This window comes from Enterobacter sp. S-33 (assembly GCF_028735835.1).
Classification (GTDB): Bacteria; Pseudomonadota; Gammaproteobacteria; order Enterobacterales; family Enterobacteriaceae; genus Enterobacter; species Enterobacter vonholyi.
The window spans coordinates 2,885,262-2,902,211 of sequence record NZ_CP117838.1; the positions used below are offsets into that span (position 1 = coordinate 2,885,262).

The 16,950-nt window shown below is 53.2% G+C and carries 16 protein-coding genes; 3 read left to right on the top strand and 13 right to left on the bottom strand.

Features of this window, described 5'->3' with window-relative positions; translation table 11 throughout:
* Positions 1–13: 13 nt before the first annotated feature.
* Complete coding sequence (locus PUP35_RS13700) at positions 14–562, bottom strand: Csu type fimbrial protein (RefSeq protein WP_111964834.1); 549 nt, start codon at positions 560–562, stop codon at positions 14–16.
* A 12-nt stretch (positions 563–574) separates the two neighbouring features.
* A complete protein-coding gene (locus PUP35_RS13705) occupies positions 575–1,147 on the bottom strand; it encodes a Csu type fimbrial protein (protein ID WP_111964835.1) in 573 nt (190 codons plus the stop codon).
* A gap of 430 nt (positions 1,148–1,577) precedes the next feature.
* Here PUP35_RS13705 and PUP35_RS13710 point away from each other — a divergent pair, with 430 nt between their 5' ends.
* Positions 1,578–2,843: a dicarboxylate/amino acid:cation symporter gene (locus PUP35_RS13710; RefSeq protein ID WP_111964836.1), complete on the top strand. Its 1,266-nt coding sequence runs from the start codon at positions 1,578–1,580 to the stop codon at positions 2,841–2,843.
* Positions 2,844–2,935: 92 nt separating this feature from the next.
* Here PUP35_RS13710 and cheW read toward each other — a convergent pair whose 3' ends face one another.
* The 6 genes from cheW to flhD all read right to left on the bottom strand — a co-directional run bounded on the left by cheW (position 2,936) and on the right by flhD (position 8,371).
* Positions 2,936–3,439, bottom strand: a complete 504-nt coding sequence (gene cheW, locus PUP35_RS13715; RefSeq protein ID WP_023312262.1) for a chemotaxis protein CheW — start codon at positions 3,437–3,439, stop codon at positions 2,936–2,938.
* 19 nt (positions 3,440–3,458) lie between these two features.
* Entirely contained in the window at positions 3,459–5,498 is a 2,040-nt protein-coding gene (gene cheA, locus PUP35_RS13720; RefSeq protein ID WP_271369366.1) for a chemotaxis protein CheA, read from the bottom strand.
* A 4-nt stretch (positions 5,499–5,502) separates the two neighbouring features.
* Positions 5,503–6,432, bottom strand: coding sequence for a flagellar motor protein MotB (gene motB / locus PUP35_RS13725; RefSeq protein WP_109845187.1), 930 nt, complete (start codon positions 6,430–6,432; stop codon positions 5,503–5,505).
* Positions 6,429–7,316, bottom strand: coding sequence for a flagellar motor stator protein MotA (gene motA / locus PUP35_RS13730; RefSeq protein WP_008500417.1), 888 nt, complete (start codon positions 7,314–7,316; stop codon positions 6,429–6,431). Before motA ends, motB begins: the two co-directional genes overlap by 4 nt.
* A gap of 123 nt (positions 7,317–7,439) precedes the next feature.
* Complete coding sequence (flhC, locus tag PUP35_RS13735) at positions 7,440–8,018, bottom strand: flagellar transcriptional regulator FlhC (RefSeq protein ID WP_013096051.1); 579 nt, start codon at positions 8,016–8,018, stop codon at positions 7,440–7,442.
* 2 nt (positions 8,019–8,020) lie between these two features.
* Positions 8,021–8,371: a flagellar transcriptional regulator FlhD gene (gene flhD, locus PUP35_RS13740; RefSeq protein ID WP_008500415.1), complete on the bottom strand. Its 351-nt coding sequence runs from the start codon at positions 8,369–8,371 to the stop codon at positions 8,021–8,023.
* A 794-nt stretch (positions 8,372–9,165) separates the two neighbouring features.
* Between flhD and uspC the strand changes: the two genes are divergently transcribed.
* Positions 9,166–9,594, top strand: coding sequence for a universal stress protein UspC (gene uspC, locus PUP35_RS13745; protein WP_274240245.1), 429 nt, complete (start codon positions 9,166–9,168; stop codon positions 9,592–9,594).
* A gap of 15 nt (positions 9,595–9,609) precedes the next feature.
* On the opposite strand, the gene otsA is transcribed toward uspC, so the two are convergent.
* The 5 genes from otsA to araF form a co-directional block, all read right to left on the bottom strand.
* Positions 9,610–11,034 carry an alpha,alpha-trehalose-phosphate synthase gene (gene otsA / locus PUP35_RS13750; RefSeq protein WP_274240246.1) on the bottom strand — a complete coding sequence of 475 codons (1,425 nt, stop codon included), beginning with the start codon at positions 11,032–11,034 and terminating at the stop codon, positions 9,610–9,612.
* The gene (gene otsB / locus PUP35_RS13755; protein WP_274240247.1) at positions 11,009–11,812 is read right to left on the bottom strand and encodes a trehalose-phosphatase; all 804 of its coding nucleotides are present in this window, start codon (positions 11,810–11,812) and stop codon (positions 11,009–11,011) included. The genes otsA and otsB overlap by 26 nt, the downstream gene beginning before the upstream one ends.
* Positions 11,813–11,988: 176 nt before the next feature.
* Positions 11,989–12,975 (bottom strand): L-arabinose ABC transporter permease AraH, encoded by a 987-nt coding sequence (araH, locus tag PUP35_RS13760; RefSeq protein WP_023312268.1) that lies wholly within the window; start codon positions 12,973–12,975, stop codon positions 11,989–11,991.
* A 14-nt stretch (positions 12,976–12,989) separates the two neighbouring features.
* Entirely contained in the window at positions 12,990–14,504 is a 1,515-nt protein-coding gene (araG, locus tag PUP35_RS13765; RefSeq protein ID WP_274240248.1) for an L-arabinose ABC transporter ATP-binding protein AraG, read from the bottom strand.
* A 71-nt stretch (positions 14,505–14,575) separates the two neighbouring features.
* A complete protein-coding gene (gene araF / locus PUP35_RS13770; protein WP_003859687.1) occupies positions 14,576–15,565 on the bottom strand; it encodes an arabinose ABC transporter substrate-binding protein AraF in 990 nt (329 codons plus the stop codon).
* A 788-nt stretch (positions 15,566–16,353) separates the two neighbouring features.
* Between araF and PUP35_RS13775 the strand changes: the two genes are divergently transcribed.
* A complete protein-coding gene (locus PUP35_RS13775) occupies positions 16,354–16,857 on the top strand; it encodes a non-heme ferritin-like protein (protein ID WP_111964842.1) in 504 nt (167 codons plus the stop codon).
* Positions 16,858–16,950 lie beyond the last annotated feature (93 nt).

The window sequence follows — 16,950 nt, forward strand, 5'->3', positions numbered from 1 at the left end:
CACTCTCCCTTTATTACCATGACAAGGTCACGGTGAGCTGATCGGAATAGGTTCCCGCCGGGCTAAACCCGGTCAGTAGCGCTACGCCAAAAAGCGGTAGCGCGATGTTATTGCTGTTGGTATAGGTCACCGGTATCGCCTGGTTGACGCCAATTTCACTGTTTGCGGCCAGCGAGCTGCTGCTGTAGAGCCGGTATGGCACCAGCTCTGTTCCACCGGACCGCTTCATGCGGCGAACGGATGAATAATTCTGCCCGCCATTAATGCTCATGCTCAGCGACACGCCCGGCGTACAGGCGATAGACAACGCCCCGTTTGGCACAAAGCTGGTGCTGACCGGCGCGCTCTCGACGCCGTTATGGCTGCCAAAATCCAGCGTACCGAGAAGCCCTCCGCTACCGGTGGCCACCGCGCACCCTGGAACAATCGTCGCGCTGACCTTAAAGGACTGGGATGTCACCGCATCCGCTGCGGGCATCATGAGCAATCCGGCGATCAGCGCGAAAAAAGGCTGCACGATTCCCTCTGCGCGATTGCGCAGACCAGTAAGAGTTGCCTTCATGGCGGTGCAGGACTAATAGGTTACGCTGACGTTTATCGTGTCGGTGTAGGTGCCCGGGACGACCGTCACGCTGTTACCGCCGCCGGTAATCCGTCCGTAGAGGGTGTAACTGTCCACCCCTCCGGCCGTTGAGGCGATCGGCAGCGCGGCATTATTGGCAATCACGCTGTTAAACCCGCTGTCGCTGTACAGGCTGTATGCCACACCCTGAGCCGCGTTGGCGGTGTTAACCAGATAGCGCGCAGGTGTTCCCGGGGTGCCGACAACGGTGCCGGGGGCGGTAGAGTTGGTGTTGCCGGTGATCGCCACCGTATAGCTGGCGGTTGTACATTGAATGGTGAAGGTGTTTCCGCCGCTGGCGCCGGTTAGCTGCGTGGTCAGAGTGGAAAACGTTGCGGGATGGGTGCCGAAATCCAGTGTCCCGAAGTTAATGCCGTTTTGCGTGGGCGATCCGTTTATCAGACAACCATTCGTGAGCGTCAGCGTCGCCCCGATGGTGCCGCTGCTGGTGACGGCCAGCGCCTGATGGACCGTTGTCGCAGTCAGTAAGGTGCCTGCGCAGATCAAAAGGAGTTTTCTTTTCATTTACCACCCTCCAGAAGACGTCTCCGTTCCCTTGCCACGTTTTATTTTTGTCGTTCAAGATGTTAGCCCCGCTTAATGTTCCTCTGAGGGGGGTTATTGAGAATTTAGTTTACGGATATCGCTTCGACCACCTGCCATACAGCGCATAAGCCATATGTCTTATTGACTAATTTTCCCTATAAATAACAGATAGTTAAATTTAAACAGGCAGCGATTTTATTATATCTGAGGAGAATATATCCATTAAAGTGTGACGACGATCACAATATATCGTCTGCACATTAACAACAAAATTAATAAAACTTAAAAAGGAGTTGTATCCCCCTACACTTTGCGTCAATTTATGTGCCGAATAATTTCCTGCGTCGTAATAAAAAATTTATATGTATCGACGCGGGCTACATCTGAAGCGCATAGAGGGTCTTTTTTCGTGGCAAGTGCAAACAAACTCACACTCTTCATCGTGATATTCATGCTGGCGGGTATTCTTTCAGGGGCAGCAATTCATGAGTATGCATCTGCGGATGCCATCAAAGCCTGGTCGGATAATATTACCCTTCTGACCGATATTTTCCTCCGTCTGATCAAAATGGTCATTGCACCGTTGGTCTTTAGTACGCTCACCGTTGGCATTATGAAGCTGGGCGAAACTTCCACCATTGGCCGCGTCGGCGGTAAAGCGATGGTGTGGTTTATCAGCTCATCCGTGCTCTCTATTCTGGTCGGACTGTTTATCGTCACGCTGGAGCATCCGGGGAGCGGTCTGAACCTGACGATCCCTACCGAGGCGGTAGATACCGGTCTGGCCGTTGGAGGCATGACGCTGAAAGCGTTCCTGTCGCACACCATTCCAACCAGTATCGCAGGGGCGATGTCAAACAATGAGATCCTGCAGATTGTGGTGTTCTCGATGTTCTTCGGCATTGGCGGCGCGTCGCTGGGACAGAAATTCAACGCCCCGCTGGTGGCCGCGCTGGATGTGGTTTCCCATATCATGCTGAAGGTCACGGGTTATGTGATGTACGTTGCGCCGCTGGCCATTTTCGCGGCGATTTCCTCCGTCATTGCCACGCAGGGTCTGGGCATTCTGCTGAACTACGCCTCGTTTATTGGTGGCTACTATGTTGCCATTCTTCTTACCTGCATGGTGCTGCTGGCCGTGGGTTACATGGTGCTGAAAAAAGAGGTGTTTCGCCTGGTCAGCATGCTGAAAGACCCTGTTCTGGTGGCGTTTACCACCAGCAGCTCTGAAGCCGCCTATCCTAAAACGCTGGAACAGCTGGAGCGCTTTGGCTGCTCGCGCAACATCGCCTCTTTCGTTCTGCCGATTGGCTACTCCTTCAACCTGGTAGGTTCGATGGTGTACTGCTCATTCGCCTCGATGTTTATCGCGCAGGCATACAACATTCACCTGAGCTTCTCTGAAGTGACGGTGCTGATGCTGACTCTGATGCTGGCGTCGAAAGGGATTGCAGGCGTACCGCGTTCTTCCCTGGTGGTGCTGGCAGCAACCATTCCGAGCTTTAATATTCCGGTGGCGGGTATTCTGCTCCTCATGGGGATCGACCACTTCCTGGATATGGGCCGTTCCGCAATTAACGTTCTGGGGAATGGTATTGCGACCGCGATGCTGTCGCAGAATGAAGGTGCGCGGGAAGCGGACGCTGAAGCTGAACTGGTAAAGCAGGAAGCGTAAGGTGAAAAAAAGGGTGAGGCCTGATGCCCTCACCCACAGGATGAGGGAGCAAATACAAAAAACGGCAACCTCGGTTGCCGTTTTGCATTTACTTACGCGACGTGACTCGCGGCGATGTCCAGCAGCGCCATCTCATCGCTGTTCAGCAGCTTCTCAATATTCACCAGAATCAGCATACGCTCGCCGAGCGCGCCCAGTCCGGTCAGATATTCGGTCGACAGCGTGACCGCAAACTCCGGTGCAGGACGAATTTGGTCAGAGGTCAGGGAAAGCACATCAGAGACGCCATCCACCACGATACCTACCACGCGCTGCCCCAGATTCAGAACGATCACCACGGTGTTGTCGTCGTAGTCAACGTCGCCCTGGCTGAACTTCACGCGCAGGTCCACGATTGGCACAATGACGCCACGCAGGTTAGTGACACCTTTAATAAACGCAGGCGTGTTAGCGATGCGGGTAACCTGGTCGTAACCACGGATTTCCTGCACTTTCAGGATATCGATGCCGTACTCCTCATCGCCTAAAGTGAATACCAGGAATTCCTGCCCTGATGGCTCGCCCGCCAGTTTCGTTACATTACTCATACCGGTCATGTTATTACCTTCTACTTAATCAGGCGGCTGTGTACGCCACACGTTGTTCACGATTTAATCCCTGAAGCGCCGACACGTCGACGATCAGCGCCACGCTACCATCACCCAGAATGGTGGCGGCAGAAATACCCGGCACTTTGCGGTAGTTGCTTTCGAGGTTCTTCACCACCACCTGGTGCTGACCAATCAGCTGATCGACCAGCAGCGCGTAGCGTCGCCCCGCGCTTTGCAGGATCACAACGATGCCCTGCGTGGCCTCGGTCTTCGCCCCGTCCACTTCGAACACTTTCCACAGTTCCACCAGCGGCAGGTACTCACCGCGCACTTCGAGGACGCGCTCGCCGCCCGCCAGCGGATGCAGATCTTCTTCACGCGGCTGCAGGGATTCCATCACGGCGTTCAGCGGCAGGATAAAGACTTCGTCCGCCACTTTGACCGACATGCCGTCGAGGATCGCCAGCGTCAGCGGCAGCAGGATGCGAATGGTGGTGCCGGAACCCTGTTTAGACTGGATCTCAACGTGGCCGCCCATCTCCTGGATGTTACGTTTCACCACGTCCATGCCAACGCCGCGTCCGGAGACGTCGGTCACCTGCTCCGCGGTAGAGAAGCCCGGCGCGAAGATCAGCATGCCCACTTCTTCGTCGGTCATGTTTTCATTGACCGCCATCCCCTGCGAAATCGCTTTTGCCAGGATGCGCTCGCGGTTAAGACCCGCGCCGTCGTCGGTCACTTCGATGCAGATGTTTCCGCCCTGGTGTTCCGCAGAGAGGATCAGGTTGCCGACCGGGGATTTACCGGCGGCAATGCGGTTTTCCGGCAGTTCGATCCCGTGGTCGAGGCTGTTACGCACCAGGTGCGTTAACGGGTCAATAATGCGCTCGATCAGGCTCTTATCCAGTTCGGTTGAGCTGCCCATCAGGGTCAGTTCAATTTGTTTGTTCAGCTTGCTGGCAAGGTCGCGGACCAGACGCGGGAAGCGGCTGAAGACATATTCCATCGGCATCATACGGATGGACATGACCGATTCCTGCAGGTCGCGGGCGTTACGCTGCAGCTGACCCATGCTGGTAATCAGGTCGCCGTGCGTGACCGGATCCAGTTCGTTAGAACGTTGCGCCAGCATCGACTGGGTGATCACCAGTTCGCCAACCAGGTTAATCAGCTGGTCAACCTTCTCAACGGCAACGCGGATACTGGTTGACTCGCTGGAGCGAGCGGCAGGTTTCTCACCACGTCCACCGGGTGCCGCAGCCTCTTTTGGCACGGCCTTCAGCGCCGGGGCCGCAGATGCCACAGCCGGTGCGGCGGCCTGAGCCACAACAGCCACCTCTTCCGCAGCGGCAGGGGCGTCAACCGCAGCAGTTTCGGTTTCGAAAGCAATCTGGTCAGCTTCAATCACAAAGCACAACACCGCTACGATATCGTCCTGGCCAATACCGTCATCAAGCGTCGCGGCCAGGCTGTCTTTGCCTTTTACCACGTTGCTTAACTTCGCCAGGTTGCCCAGCTCTTCTTCCAGCAGGTTAACTTCATTCTCTTTGAGGCGTGACAGCACAACGCGCAGTTTTCCCGCCTGTGCAGCGGCTGGCGCGGCCTCATCGACAGCAACAGCATCGACAACGCTCAGTTTCGCCGCAGGGACAACGGCTGCAGCGACCTCACCTTTTGCTTCCAGGGCGAGCTGGCGCAGCGCATTGCAGATGTATTCAAAGCTGGCGGCATCAGGCTCTGCCGAACTTTTATAGGCGTCGAGCTGTTCCTGCATAATATCTTTGGTTTCCAAAAACAGGTTGATAATGTCGGTATTGAGCTGCATCTCACCGCGTCGCGCTTCATCAAGCAGGTTTTCCATTAAATGGGTCGTTTCCTGCAGGATGGTAAATCCAAACGTTCCGGCTCCGCCTTTAATAGAGTGCGCCGCACGGAAGATGGCATTGAGCTGCTCGGAGTCCGGTGCTTCGGGCACCAAATCGAGCAAGTGTTGCTCCATATCGGCCAACAATTCGTCGGCTTCATCAAAGAATGTCTGGTAAAAATCGCTAATATCCATGCTCACGCTATCACCTCGGATTGGCTGGTGGCGATGTTGGAACGGCAGCCGAAGGAACGGCCCCAGGCTGTTTTAAATCGTCCAGTGACTCATTCTGACTTTCGGCGTTTTCATGCAGGATGGCCTGCTCCGCCTGCTGGTTCAGCACTAAAAGACTGATACGACGGTTGATGGCATCATCCGGCCCGCGGTCGGAAACGCGCATGGTTGCGGCCATGCCGACTACGCGCAGTACCTTGCCATCATCAAGCCCACCTACCACCAGCTCGCGACGCGAGGCGTTGGCACGATCGGCAGAAAGCTCCCAGTTGCTGTATCCCTTCTCCCCACTGGCGTACGGGAAATCATCCGTGTGTCCTGACAGGCTGATTCGGTTAGGAATGCCGTTCAGCACCGGTGCAATGGCACGCAGAATGTCGCGCATATACGGTTCGACTTCCGCACTCCCGGTTTTAAACATTGGGCGGTTCTGGCTGTCGATAATCTGAATACGCAGTCCTTCCTGCACCAGGTCGATCTTCAGATGCGGGCGCAGCGCGCGCAGTTTCGGATCTGCTTCAATCAGCTGATCGAGATCGCCACGCAGTTTCTTCAGGCGCGCCTGCTCCATCTTTCTTTTCAGCTCGTCGATGTTCGGCTCTTTTTTCACCTCACCCTTCTGCTGGGTGTAATCATCGCCGCCGCCCGGGATCGGGCTGTCGCTGTTAGAGATACGCGGCCCGCCGGCTACCGCCGTTGCCAGCGGCGTGCGGAAATATTCGGCAATCTGGATCAGTTCTTTTGGGCTGGAGATGGAGATCAGCCACATCACCAGAAAGAACGCCATCATTGCCGTCATAAAGTCGGCGTACGCAATTTTCCACGAGCCGTGTGCGCCATGCCCGCCGCCCTTGTGCTTGCGTTTTTTTACGATGACGATCGGATGGGACTGGTTTTTCATGCGTCCTCAGTTGTCGTCTGTTGGTTTGGGTTTTTCACCGCACGCACGTGTTCTTCAAGCTCGATAAACGACGGACGCTCGCTGGAGTAAAGCGTTTTACGGCCAAACTCAACCGCGATCGGTGGCGCGTAACCGTTGAGGTTAGAGAGCAGCGTAATCTTCACGCACTGCATCATTTTGGTGGTTTCGGCGCTCTTCTGGCGCAGAACGCTTGCCAGCGGAGAGATGAAGCCGTACGCCAGCAAAATACCGAGGAAGGTTCCCACCATCGCGTGGGCAATCAGCGCACCGAGCTCGGCTGCCGGACGGTCTGCCGAGGCCAGGGCGTGAACCACCCCCATCACCGCTGCAACGATACCGAATGCCGGAAGCGAGTCGCCGACCAGCGCCAGGCTATTGGCCGGCACTTCTGATTCGCTTTCGTGGGTTTCGATCTCTTCGTCCATCAGCGCTTCGATTTCGAAGGTATTCATGTTGCCGCTGATGATCAGTCGCAGATAGTCGACGATGAAATCCAGCATCATGGCGTCAGCAAGAATGCGCGGATAGCTGGCAAAAATTTCGCTCTCTTTCGGGTTTTCGATATCCCGTTCAAGCGAGAACATGCCCTGCTGACGCGACTTCGCCATCAGGCGATAGAGCAGTGCCAGCAGATCCATATACATGCTTTTCGTGTATTTCGAGCGACGGAACAGCAACGGAATTGCTTTCAGCGTGCCCTTGATCGATTTACCGTTGTTACCAACGATAAAAGCCCCTACCCCTGCGCCGCCGATGATAATAAGTTCAGCCGGTTGATAGAGTGCTCCAAGGTGCCCGCCGGTCATCATGTAACCGCCGAAAACTGTACCGAGAACTACCAGGTAACCTAATAAGATAAGCACGACATCATCCTTCCGCTAGTGACTATGGCAAGGATGTCCAGCTCGCAGCGTTGACCGATTGCGGGGTAAAAAAAAGCAGCGGTAATTGCTTACCGCTGCTGGAATCTTTCCCACACGTTCGGGTTAAACAGCCTGTTCGATCTGTTCATCCAGCAGTTGTGGAATAATATCGGCAGCATCCCGGGAAAGTTTACGTCTTTTTACTGCGCGGGATGGAGGCTGACATAAACTACAGGCGAAGCTGCCTGCAGGTTGATGAGCATGGGTAATAAAATTGCCATCGCAGCAGTTGCAGCGCGACAGTTCAAGCATTCCGCTCTCAACAAAACGCACCAGCGTCCATGCGCGGGTCAGCGCCAGCAGAGGGCCTTCTTCCTGCTGTGGGCATTGTTCAAGGTAAAGTTTGTATGCTTTGATCACGGCGTCAACGCCGCTACACAAACCGGTTTTGAGAAGATACTGCCAGGCATTACAGAACATGGAAGCGTGAATATTCTGCTCCCACGTCATAAACCAGTCGGTAGAAAACGGCAGCATGCCTTTCGGCGGGGGACTACCACGTAACTCTTTGTACAGTTTGATGAGACGACCACGGCTCAACTGAGTCTCGCTTTCCAGCATTTGTAAACGAGCACCCAGTGTAATCAGCTCCATGGCCAACTGTATGTCACGCGCTTCCTGAACAATGCTTTTCTCGCTCATTGCTAGGCCCTTTTCTTACGGGCTACGTCATCAGGCTGGCTGATTTCGTTAAGCAAGCGAGTGGAAAGAAGAATACCGGTATGGATCTGTTGAAGATCGTCTACACGGGACTCCTGCGTCAGACGCGTTATTGTCTGTGAATCATCGAAACGGAACTGGCAAACCAGTTGATTCGTTTCAGCCAGTTTAACCATCTGCGGGAGGGTTAAGCCGCCCAGCATGGTTGCCATTTCTTCGTTAATACCCAGACGAAACATCGCGGACGCCTTGTCCTGACTAATCAAACGCTGCGCGAGCAGTAAATACGACAAATTGATGTCATAGATATGTTTTAGCAACTCGGATGTATGCATTGTTCCCATCCCGAATAACCAACTATTATTTTTATGCGGAAAGACCGCACCCCGTGATGTCGCCGGGAAATCACCCGGTATAAAAAAGAAAAGGCTAAATGCATAGTTGAATTTAGGTTTGTATTCACTGAAACCGTAAGAGAGAAACCGCGGATGCGTCTCTTACGTGTTTTATCATTTCTTACAAATAACTAAGATTTTTCCTAATTCGACGCAAACTCTACTCGTCAGTTTTGCCACATACAATCCAGCCACCCTCAAATTTAAAAAAAATGTGACGCACATCACATAATTTAAGCGAATATGACCCATAAATCCATCAGTATGACTTGTAATTTGCTCACTTATTAGCCAATTGGAACTGTTTTGTATTCTTAAATGACGAATACTCATGCAGATGGCTTAAAGGAACTGGCACGTTACATGCTTGCTCTGTCATGAACCTCTGTCTGAAACATTCACGCCAGTTGACTCTGCGTAATACATTTTTCTTACCGTGAAAAAACAGAGAGTTATGAGGACAGCCTCAAAACACTGTTTCACACTGAAATTATTAGAAATGACTTTGTAACGCTTAAGAAGGATTAAACATTGAAAACATGCATTTGTGTGATGTTCGTTAAGTTGTTAATTTTTTTCATTTAGGCGCATTTTTCAGTTATTCTTCTTATAAGAATAATTAATGAATAATTATGATAAGCTTCACACTAATGTCGCATTCAGCTCTTGCAGAAGTGGAGATTTCGCGGTAAAGGTGGTTAAACGCTGTCTTTCAGACATCTAAGGAGTGCGCCATGAGTTACTCCCATCTTCTTGTTTCTGTAGCAGTTTCTCCCGAAAGCCATCAGCTCGTCACCAGAGCCGTTTCCATTGCCAGGCCCCACAATGCCCGCATCAGCCTCATCACACTCGCCGCAGAGCCTGAGATGTATAATCAGCTGGCTGCCCCCATGCTGGAGGATATTCGTGAGGTTCTGCAGGAAGAAACGCAGCAATTTCTGCGTGAATTAGTGGAAAAGGCACAATATCCGGTTTATGAGACAATTATTGCGACCGGGGAGCTTAACGCCCATATTCTCGACATGTGTCGCAAACAAAATATTGATTTAGTGATTTGCGGGAATCATAACCACAGCTTTTTTTCGCGCGCAGCCTGCGCGGCGAAATCTATTGTCGCATCAAGCCAGGTCGATGTTCTGTTAGTACCGCTTGGGGGGAATTAACCCCCCAGCGGAAAATCAGGCAAGTTTAGGGAAGGTCGCGATCTTTTTTTGCAGATTGCCTTCATGGCTTTGCGGAGCGATATCCCGGAGATCCTGAATAAAACGCGCCTGCCAGTGGTTAATGTCGTTCTTCCGGATCGTCTCCATCATGTCGGCATGGCGTGAAATACGTTCCGTGAGCGGCATTGTCAGGGCGCGATTCAGCGCGTTAGCTACGTCATCCCTGTCGTAAGGGTTAACAATAAGCGCAGACGTGAGCTCATTTGCAGCCCCGGCAAACTGGGAAAGCACCAGAACCCCCGGGTCGGCAGGATCCTGGGCCGCCACATACTCTTTCGCCACCAGGTTCATCCCGTCGCGCAGCGGCGTGACCAGCCCAACGTCCGCATAGCGGAAAACCTTCATCAGGATCTTACGGTCAAAGTGCTGATTCAGGTAAAAGAGCGGCGTCCAGCCCAGCTGGCCGTAGCGGCCATTTATGCGCCCTGCCTCTGTTTCCAGCTGGTGGCGAATATCCTGATAGGCCTGAACCTCACCGCGCGACGTCGGCGCGATCTGGGTATAGCGGATTTTACCGTGGTGCTGCGGATATTTATCCAGCAGCGTTTCATACGCCAGGAAGCGTTCCGGCAGCCCTTTGGAATAGTCAAGACGCTCAACCGAGAAGATATTTTTCACGTGCTTAAGTTCATTCTTAAGCTGCGCAAGCTTCGGCGGCAGCGGACCTGAGGCCTGCTCCGCGATCTCGTCTGGTTCAATTCCTATTGGATACACCTCAGTGTGGAAGGTTTTCCCCCAGGCCGTGTGAGTTTTCCCGCCTTTTGTCACCAGACGCGCTTTCCCTGATACGGAGTCAAGGAATGCCAGGCGGTCATTTTCCGTCTGGAAGCCAAGCAAATCGTAGTCACACAGCGCCTCCAGCAGCTCTTCATGCGGCGGCAGCGCGGTAAAAATTTCCGGCGTCGGAAAAGGAATGTGCAGGAAGAAGCCAATCCGGTTATTCACCCCCCTCTTTCGCAGCTCTCTCGCGAAGGGTAGCAGGTGATAATCGTGGATCCATAAAATATCGTCTTCTTCTATTAATGGCAGCAGTTTATCCGCCAGCAGCGCATTCACGCGCGAGTAGCCTTCGAAGGATTCACGCTGAAATTTGACCAGGTCAAGACGATAGTGAAACGCGGGCCACAGGACGGCATTCGAGAACTGCGAGTAATACTCGTCATAGTCTTTCTCTTTTAATGCAAATGAAGCCCACGTAATGTTTCCGCGCGTCACCTTTTTAAGCGGCTTCTCTTCTTCACTGATTTCCCCACTCCAGCCAAACCACAGCCCGCCAGCGGCTTTCAAGGCACCTAACACCCCTACCGCCAGGCCACCTGCACTGGCTTTTTTGTCATCAGGCGGTGCGATTCGGTTAGAGACGACGACTAAGCGACCCATAATGGTTTCCCCCTTTGCTTTGCGCTATTTGTTGTTGTTGCTGGTTAGCGATGTCAGATATCCACTGCCAGACGCTCGCGACATCCGCCAGTCGCCATTGGGCAACGGTGTCACCAGGCCCCACCTTGACGGCGATACCTCCGGCCTGATTCACCACGCGAAACCCGGCCTCATCGGTCAGGTCATCCCCTAAGAAAACAGGCGTCCGGCCCTTAAATGGTGCCTCCGCCATAAATGCGGCGATGGCTGCACCTTTATTAATCCCCTTCGGTTTTAACTCGACTACGCATTTGCCCGGCTGCAGCGCCAGCTGTGGATGTGCATCCGCAACCGTATGAGCAAGCGCGAGCACGGCATCTTCGTGCTGCGGCGCCTGACGATAATGCAGGGCAAAGGCCATGCCTTTGGCTTCCAGCTCGGTGCCAGGCAGTACGGCCAGCGCCGCAGAGAGCTGCTTATGCAGCGTTTGCGTGAGTGCGTCGGGGAGTGAAACGATATGCGTGTGATCATGGATGTCGCGGCGCTCCGCTCCGTGTACACCGGCCAGCGGAAAGTGGTAAGGACTGGCGAGCATATCCAGCTCGGCCATTGAGCGCCCTGATATCAATGCCAGTGCTCCCTCGTTCATGAGCGAGAGCTGATGCAAATCCTGTAACACCGCCTCCGGAATAGACACCTGATCGGGGTGCGGTTTTATCCCGGCGAGCGTGCCGTCGAGATCAAAAAAGAAAGCATAATGTCCGGGCAGTACAGGCGGTGCGGTTAACATGTCAGCCACCCTTTTCCTCCTTACGGTTTACGAGAGGTAAACGCCTTTACCTCTTTCATAGCCATGTAAGTATAGACAGTGTGACGTGGCTCGCCATTTGACAACCGCCCCGCCAGTTTTACTGGCGGGGCGGTTCAGGGGTCAACTATGGTTATAAGTTGAGCAATAAAAGACGGAAAAAAGGGTTACACGGTACGCTTCGCTTTTTGCTTGTAACGGTCGAAAATCACCGCTGCCAGCAGGATCAGGCCACGGACCACGTACTGAGAGAACGGCGAAATATTCAGCAGGTTCATGGCGTTCTCCACCGTGCCTAAAATCAGGATACCGGCCACAACATATGAGATTTTTCCGATGCCTCCCTTGAGGGAAACGCCCCCTAAAACGCAGGCCGAAATGACGATCAGCTCATAACCGATAGAGGTCATCGGCTGGCCGCTGGTCATACGCGAAGCCAGAATAATCCCCGCGGCGGCAGAAACCAGCCCTGAGAGCACAAAGATAATAATCTTGGTTCGCACCACCGGTACCCCTGCCAGGCGTGCCGCCTCTTCGTTACCGCCAATCGCCAGCGTATTACGGCCAAAGGTGGTCCGGTTAAGCAGGAAGCCGAACAGGATCAGGCAGGCCACGGTCAGCCAGATAGGCGCGGGCAGACCCAGCCAGTTGGCGTAACCCAGGGTAAAGAAGCGCTCGTCTTCAATCCCCACGGCTTTACCGTCGGAGATGATGTAGGCCAGCCCGCGGACAATTTGCATTGTCGCAAGCGTGGTTATCAGGGCGTTAATCTTCAGGCGAGCGATAACAAAACCGTTCACCAGACCGCTGATGACGCCGAGCAGCAGTCCGGCCAGGACGCCAATCCACAGGCTCTCCGTCATGTTGATTACCACGGCCGTCGTGACGCCCGCACAGGCAATCACCGACGCCACCGACAGGTCAAAATCGCCGGAGGCCAGACAGAACAGCATACCGCAGGCCACCATCCCGGACATGGAAATAGCTAGCCCCAGCCCCTTCATATTAATGAAGGTGGCAAAATTAGGGACGAAAATAGCACAGGCGAGGAACAGCGCGGCAAAGACGACCAGCATGCCGTACTGATCCCAGATACGCCCAAAACTCAGCGCCGATTTCGATTTCGGCGCCCCGGATGTAGTAACAGAGGACATCATTAACTCCTTACTCAGGCGACAGCCTGGCTGACTTTAGGCATGGCGAGATTCAACGCCTGTTGTTCATTCGCCTGTTCATGAAGTAATTCACCGGCAATTTCGCCTTCACGCATCACCACAATGCGGTCGGCCACGCCAAGCACCTCCGGCAGATCGCTGGAGGCGAAGAGCACCGCCACGCCGCGTTTTGCCAGTTCATAGATCACGTTATAGATCTCGTGTTTTGCCCCCACATCGATACCCCGCGTCGGCTCGTCCAGCAAAATCACCTTCATATCCTCTGACAGCCAGCGGCCTAAAATGGCTTTCTGCTGATTTCCGCCGGAAAGATTCATGATCAGCTGTTCCGGACCCGGCGTTTTGATATTCAGCGAGCGAATATGGTGGTCGGCATTGCTCGACTCCCAGCTATCGTTTATCAGGCAGCCTGCGCGAATAAACTTGCGGCGAGCGGAAATATTGATGTTGTCGCGTACCGAATGCACCGGAATGATCCCCTCTGCTTTACGGTCTTCCGGGCAGAGCATCATGCCCGCCCCGATCGCGTGGGCCGGTTTCTGAATATCTATCCGCTCGCCGTCAATGGAGACCTGGCCATCGGTAATACGAGTGCCGCCGAACAAGCCTTTCATTAATTCACTACGCCCCGCGCCCACCAGACCAAACAGGCCGACGATTTCGCCGCTGCGAACCGATAACGAAATCGGCGTTCTGACGCCCGGTGCTTTTACGCTATCCAGGCGCAGGCGTTCCGGACCGTACTGGCGCGGCTGCCAGTGATAGATGTCACCCAGCTCGCGTCCGACCATTGCCTGAACCAGCTGGTCATGGTTCACCTGCGCCATGTCGGTAAAGGTGCGCACATAGCATCCATCTTTAAACACGGTGATGGCATCGCTCAGGGCAAAAATCTCTTCCATTCGGTGCGAAACGTACAGGATCGTACGGCCTTCCTGACGCAATTCGCGGATCACGCGGAACAGATTTTCGATTTCACGCTTAGAGAGCGAACTGGTGGGTTCATCAAAGGCAATAATTCTGGCGTTACGCGCCAGCGCCTTGGCAATTTCAACCATCTGCCACTGGCCGATGGAGAGATATTTCAGCGGCGTCTGGGGATCGACGTCCAGACCCAGGTGTTTAAGCTGCAGCCCCGCTTCATAATTAAGTAGCGAACGATTCACCACGCCGCCTTTATGCGGGAGCTGTCCTAGATAGATATTTTCCGCCACGGTCATCTCAGGGATGAGGTGCAGCTCCTGATAGATAATGGCAACCCCTGCATTGAGCGCCGCCGTGGTATCGGCAAACGCCACCTCTTCGCCGCGAATGGCCAGCGTGCCGGTCGTGGGCGCGTAGTTGCCGCTGAGGATCTTCAACAGCGTGGATTTACCCGCGCCGTTTTCCCCCATCAGGGCGTGAACCTGGCCGGCATAGCAGTCGAAGCTGATATCGGTCAGCGCGTTAACACCGGGGAAGGTTTTCCCGATGCCGCGAAAAGAGAGATACGGATCAGACTGTCGCATAACGTCTCCGTGATTCCTGTAGTGTGTACGTCTGGCCCCTCACGATGTATGAGGGGCGCAATCACAGCGTATTACTTACCGCCCAGTCCTTTTTTCGCCAACTCCTCTTTGAAGTTGTCGCGGGTGATCAGCACCACGTCGGTCACTTCGGTAAATTTCGGCGGTTCGGCCCCTTTGGTGACCCAGTTGTAGAGCATCTCACTGGATTTGTAGCCGTGAACGTCCGGGCTTGGCAGCAGAGAACCGTAGAAACCGGTAGCCTGCGCTTTGGACAGCTCGCTGACGGCGTCAACGCCGTTGATGCCAATCCCGATCACGTCAGGCGCTTTGAAGCCCTGGCCTTCCGTCGCGCGTACCCCGCCCAGCACGGTGTTGTCGTTCATGCCGACCACCAGCCAGTGTTTGACCTCCGGATGCTGGACGAGCATAGAGTTCGCGGCGTCGAAAGCGCCTGGGATATCGTTGGATTTGGTTGGGACCTTATAGATCTGTTTTTCCGGGAAGCCGGCCGCTTTCAGCGCATCCATTGAACCGGTAGTACGACGACGTGCGGTGTCCAGCTCGTCAGCCGTGATAGCCATCACCGCGGTCTCTTTGACATCCCAGCCGCGCTTTTGCATCTCTTTATAGAGCTCCTGACCCTGGCGTTCGCCGATTTTTGTCGCCGCCATCATGACCAGCGGGACGGTATCCATCGGCTTGCCTTTAGCGTTAACGAACTGATCGTCAACCGCGATGACCTTCATGTCGTAACCGCGCGCCTTCGCCGCAATCGCCGATCCCAGCTTTGGATCAGGGGTACAGATAACGAAACCTTTTGCACCGCTGGCCGCAAGGCTGTCGATGGCGTTCAGTGTTTTTTCGCCGTCAGGCACGGCGATTTTAATGACTTCAAAACCTAAATCTTTCCCGGCTTTATCAGCGAATTTCCACTCAGTCTGGAACCAGGGCTCTTCGGGCTGTTTTACCAAAAAACCGAGTTTTAAATTCTCAGCGATAGCGGATTGTGACATAACGGCAGCCAGACCGATGGCCGCCAGCGCTTTAGTAAATTTGTGCATGGTAAACTCCAGCTTTAGCATTCTTTTCTGTAGGGAAGATGTGCGTGCTTCTAATTTAATCGGACTTAAAACAAGGCATTAGCGCTTACCTCGTCATAAGCGTTATTGCTGGTGATAGTTTTAGCGGGAAATTAATCATCCATAAGAGAGCCCCATCACACCGCAGAATTACAGTAATTGCGTACATAAATTCAGCGAAAAATGACATAAAAAAGGCAGTATTTGTCAGACAAATAGAAGGGGGTTAAGCAGAATTATCCATAAGATTAGCTAAGATATCCCTGATGCTCCTCAGCGGGCAAAACGGCGCCTGGCGTTAAACGGGTTCACATGCTGTTTTATCAAGAATGTATAACGCACCCGGAAAAACGTTATTCCGCAGAATTTGATTTAGCGCAATTTTATTGGCACATCATATATTCGAAACGATTAAGCCGTATTTCTCTTTTTCACGGAGCATTATTCCAACTTAATATTTTCGAAAGAGTAACAGTGTGCCACCTCAGTAAAAAACCTTAATATTTAGACACTTAAAAAGCACTCACTTCATGGCGAGCTAATTGCTTTTCTGTACTATATTAAGCTTTGTAATGTATGGTAAACACAGCCTAATTAAGAGTTTTCTTAGACCACAGACAAGGGTATGCTTATTTATATCGAACACAGGAAGTGTATTTCGGTCGACTTCGGTCACGGCAGAATGTGTATTTCTGCTCTTTTCTTCATATTTGCCTGGCGCTCAGGTTAAGCAACGGACATCACGTCCCACAGTCAATAAGGATATGAGTATGGCTACCCAAACGATGATGCAAAAACTTAACGCGCAGATGAACCTTGAGTTCTACGCCTCGAATCTGCACCTTCACTTAAGTGCATGGTGTGCCGAGAATAGCCTCACGGGATCTGCCACATTCTTTCGCTCTCAGGCGCAAAGTAACGTCACTCATATGATGCGTGTCTTTAACTTCCTGAAAGCCGCAGGGGCAAATCCTGTCGTTAAAGCTCTTGATGGGATCAACGAGAACTACTCTTGCCTGGAAGAACTGTTTCAGAAAACGCTTGAAGAGTATGAACAACGCTGCAGCACCCTCAGCAAACTGGCCGATGAAGCCAAAGCGCAGCAGGACATTACGACGCTCAGATTCTTACGCGATATGGATAAAGAGCAGCAGCAGGATGGCCTTCTGCTGAAGACGCTGGCGGATGAGATCCATAATGCGCAGCAGGCGGGTTTATGTCCTGAGCAAACCGACCGTCATCTGCTCGACATCGTGGCGGTGCAGCACCACTGAGTTTTTTGGCCTGCTCCTATCCGGAGGAGCAGGCTCCCTTCACGTCTCCAACCTTCTGCTTTTGCTGAAATTTAACAAATCAGATCTGGCTCC

Coding starts and splice junctions, on each gene's coding strand:
- PUP35_RS13700 (WP_111964834.1), bottom strand. CDS start 562: ATGAAGGCAACTCTTACTGGTCTGCGCAATCGCGCAGAGGGAATCGTG.
- PUP35_RS13705 (WP_111964835.1), bottom strand. CDS start 1,147: ATGAAAAGAAAACTCCTTTTGATCTGCGCAGGCACCTTACTGACTGCG.
- cheW (WP_023312262.1), bottom strand. CDS start 3,439: ATGACCGGTATGAGTAATGTAACGAAACTGGCGGGCGAGCCATCAGGG.
- motB (WP_109845187.1), bottom strand. CDS start 6,432: ATGAAAAACCAGTCCCATCCGATCGTCATCGTAAAAAAACGCAAGCAC.
- flhC (WP_013096051.1), bottom strand. CDS start 8,018: ATGAGCGAGAAAAGCATTGTTCAGGAAGCGCGTGACATACAGTTGGCC.
- flhD (WP_008500415.1), bottom strand. CDS start 8,371: ATGCATACATCCGAGTTGCTAAAACATATCTATGACATCAATTTGTCG.
- uspC (WP_274240245.1), top strand. CDS start 9,166: ATGAGTTACTCCCATCTTCTTGTTTCTGTAGCAGTTTCTCCCGAAAGC.
- otsA (WP_274240246.1), bottom strand. CDS start 11,034: ATGGGTCGCTTAGTCGTCGTCTCTAACCGAATCGCACCGCCTGATGAC.
- araH (WP_023312268.1), bottom strand. CDS start 12,975: ATGTCCTCTGTTACTACATCCGGGGCGCCGAAATCGAAATCGGCGCTG.
- araG (WP_274240248.1), bottom strand. CDS start 14,504: ATGCGACAGTCTGATCCGTATCTCTCTTTTCGCGGCATCGGGAAAACC.
- araF (WP_003859687.1), bottom strand. CDS start 15,565: ATGCACAAATTTACTAAAGCGCTGGCGGCCATCGGTCTGGCTGCCGTT.
- PUP35_RS13775 (WP_111964842.1), top strand. CDS start 16,354: ATGGCTACCCAAACGATGATGCAAAAACTTAACGCGCAGATGAACCTT.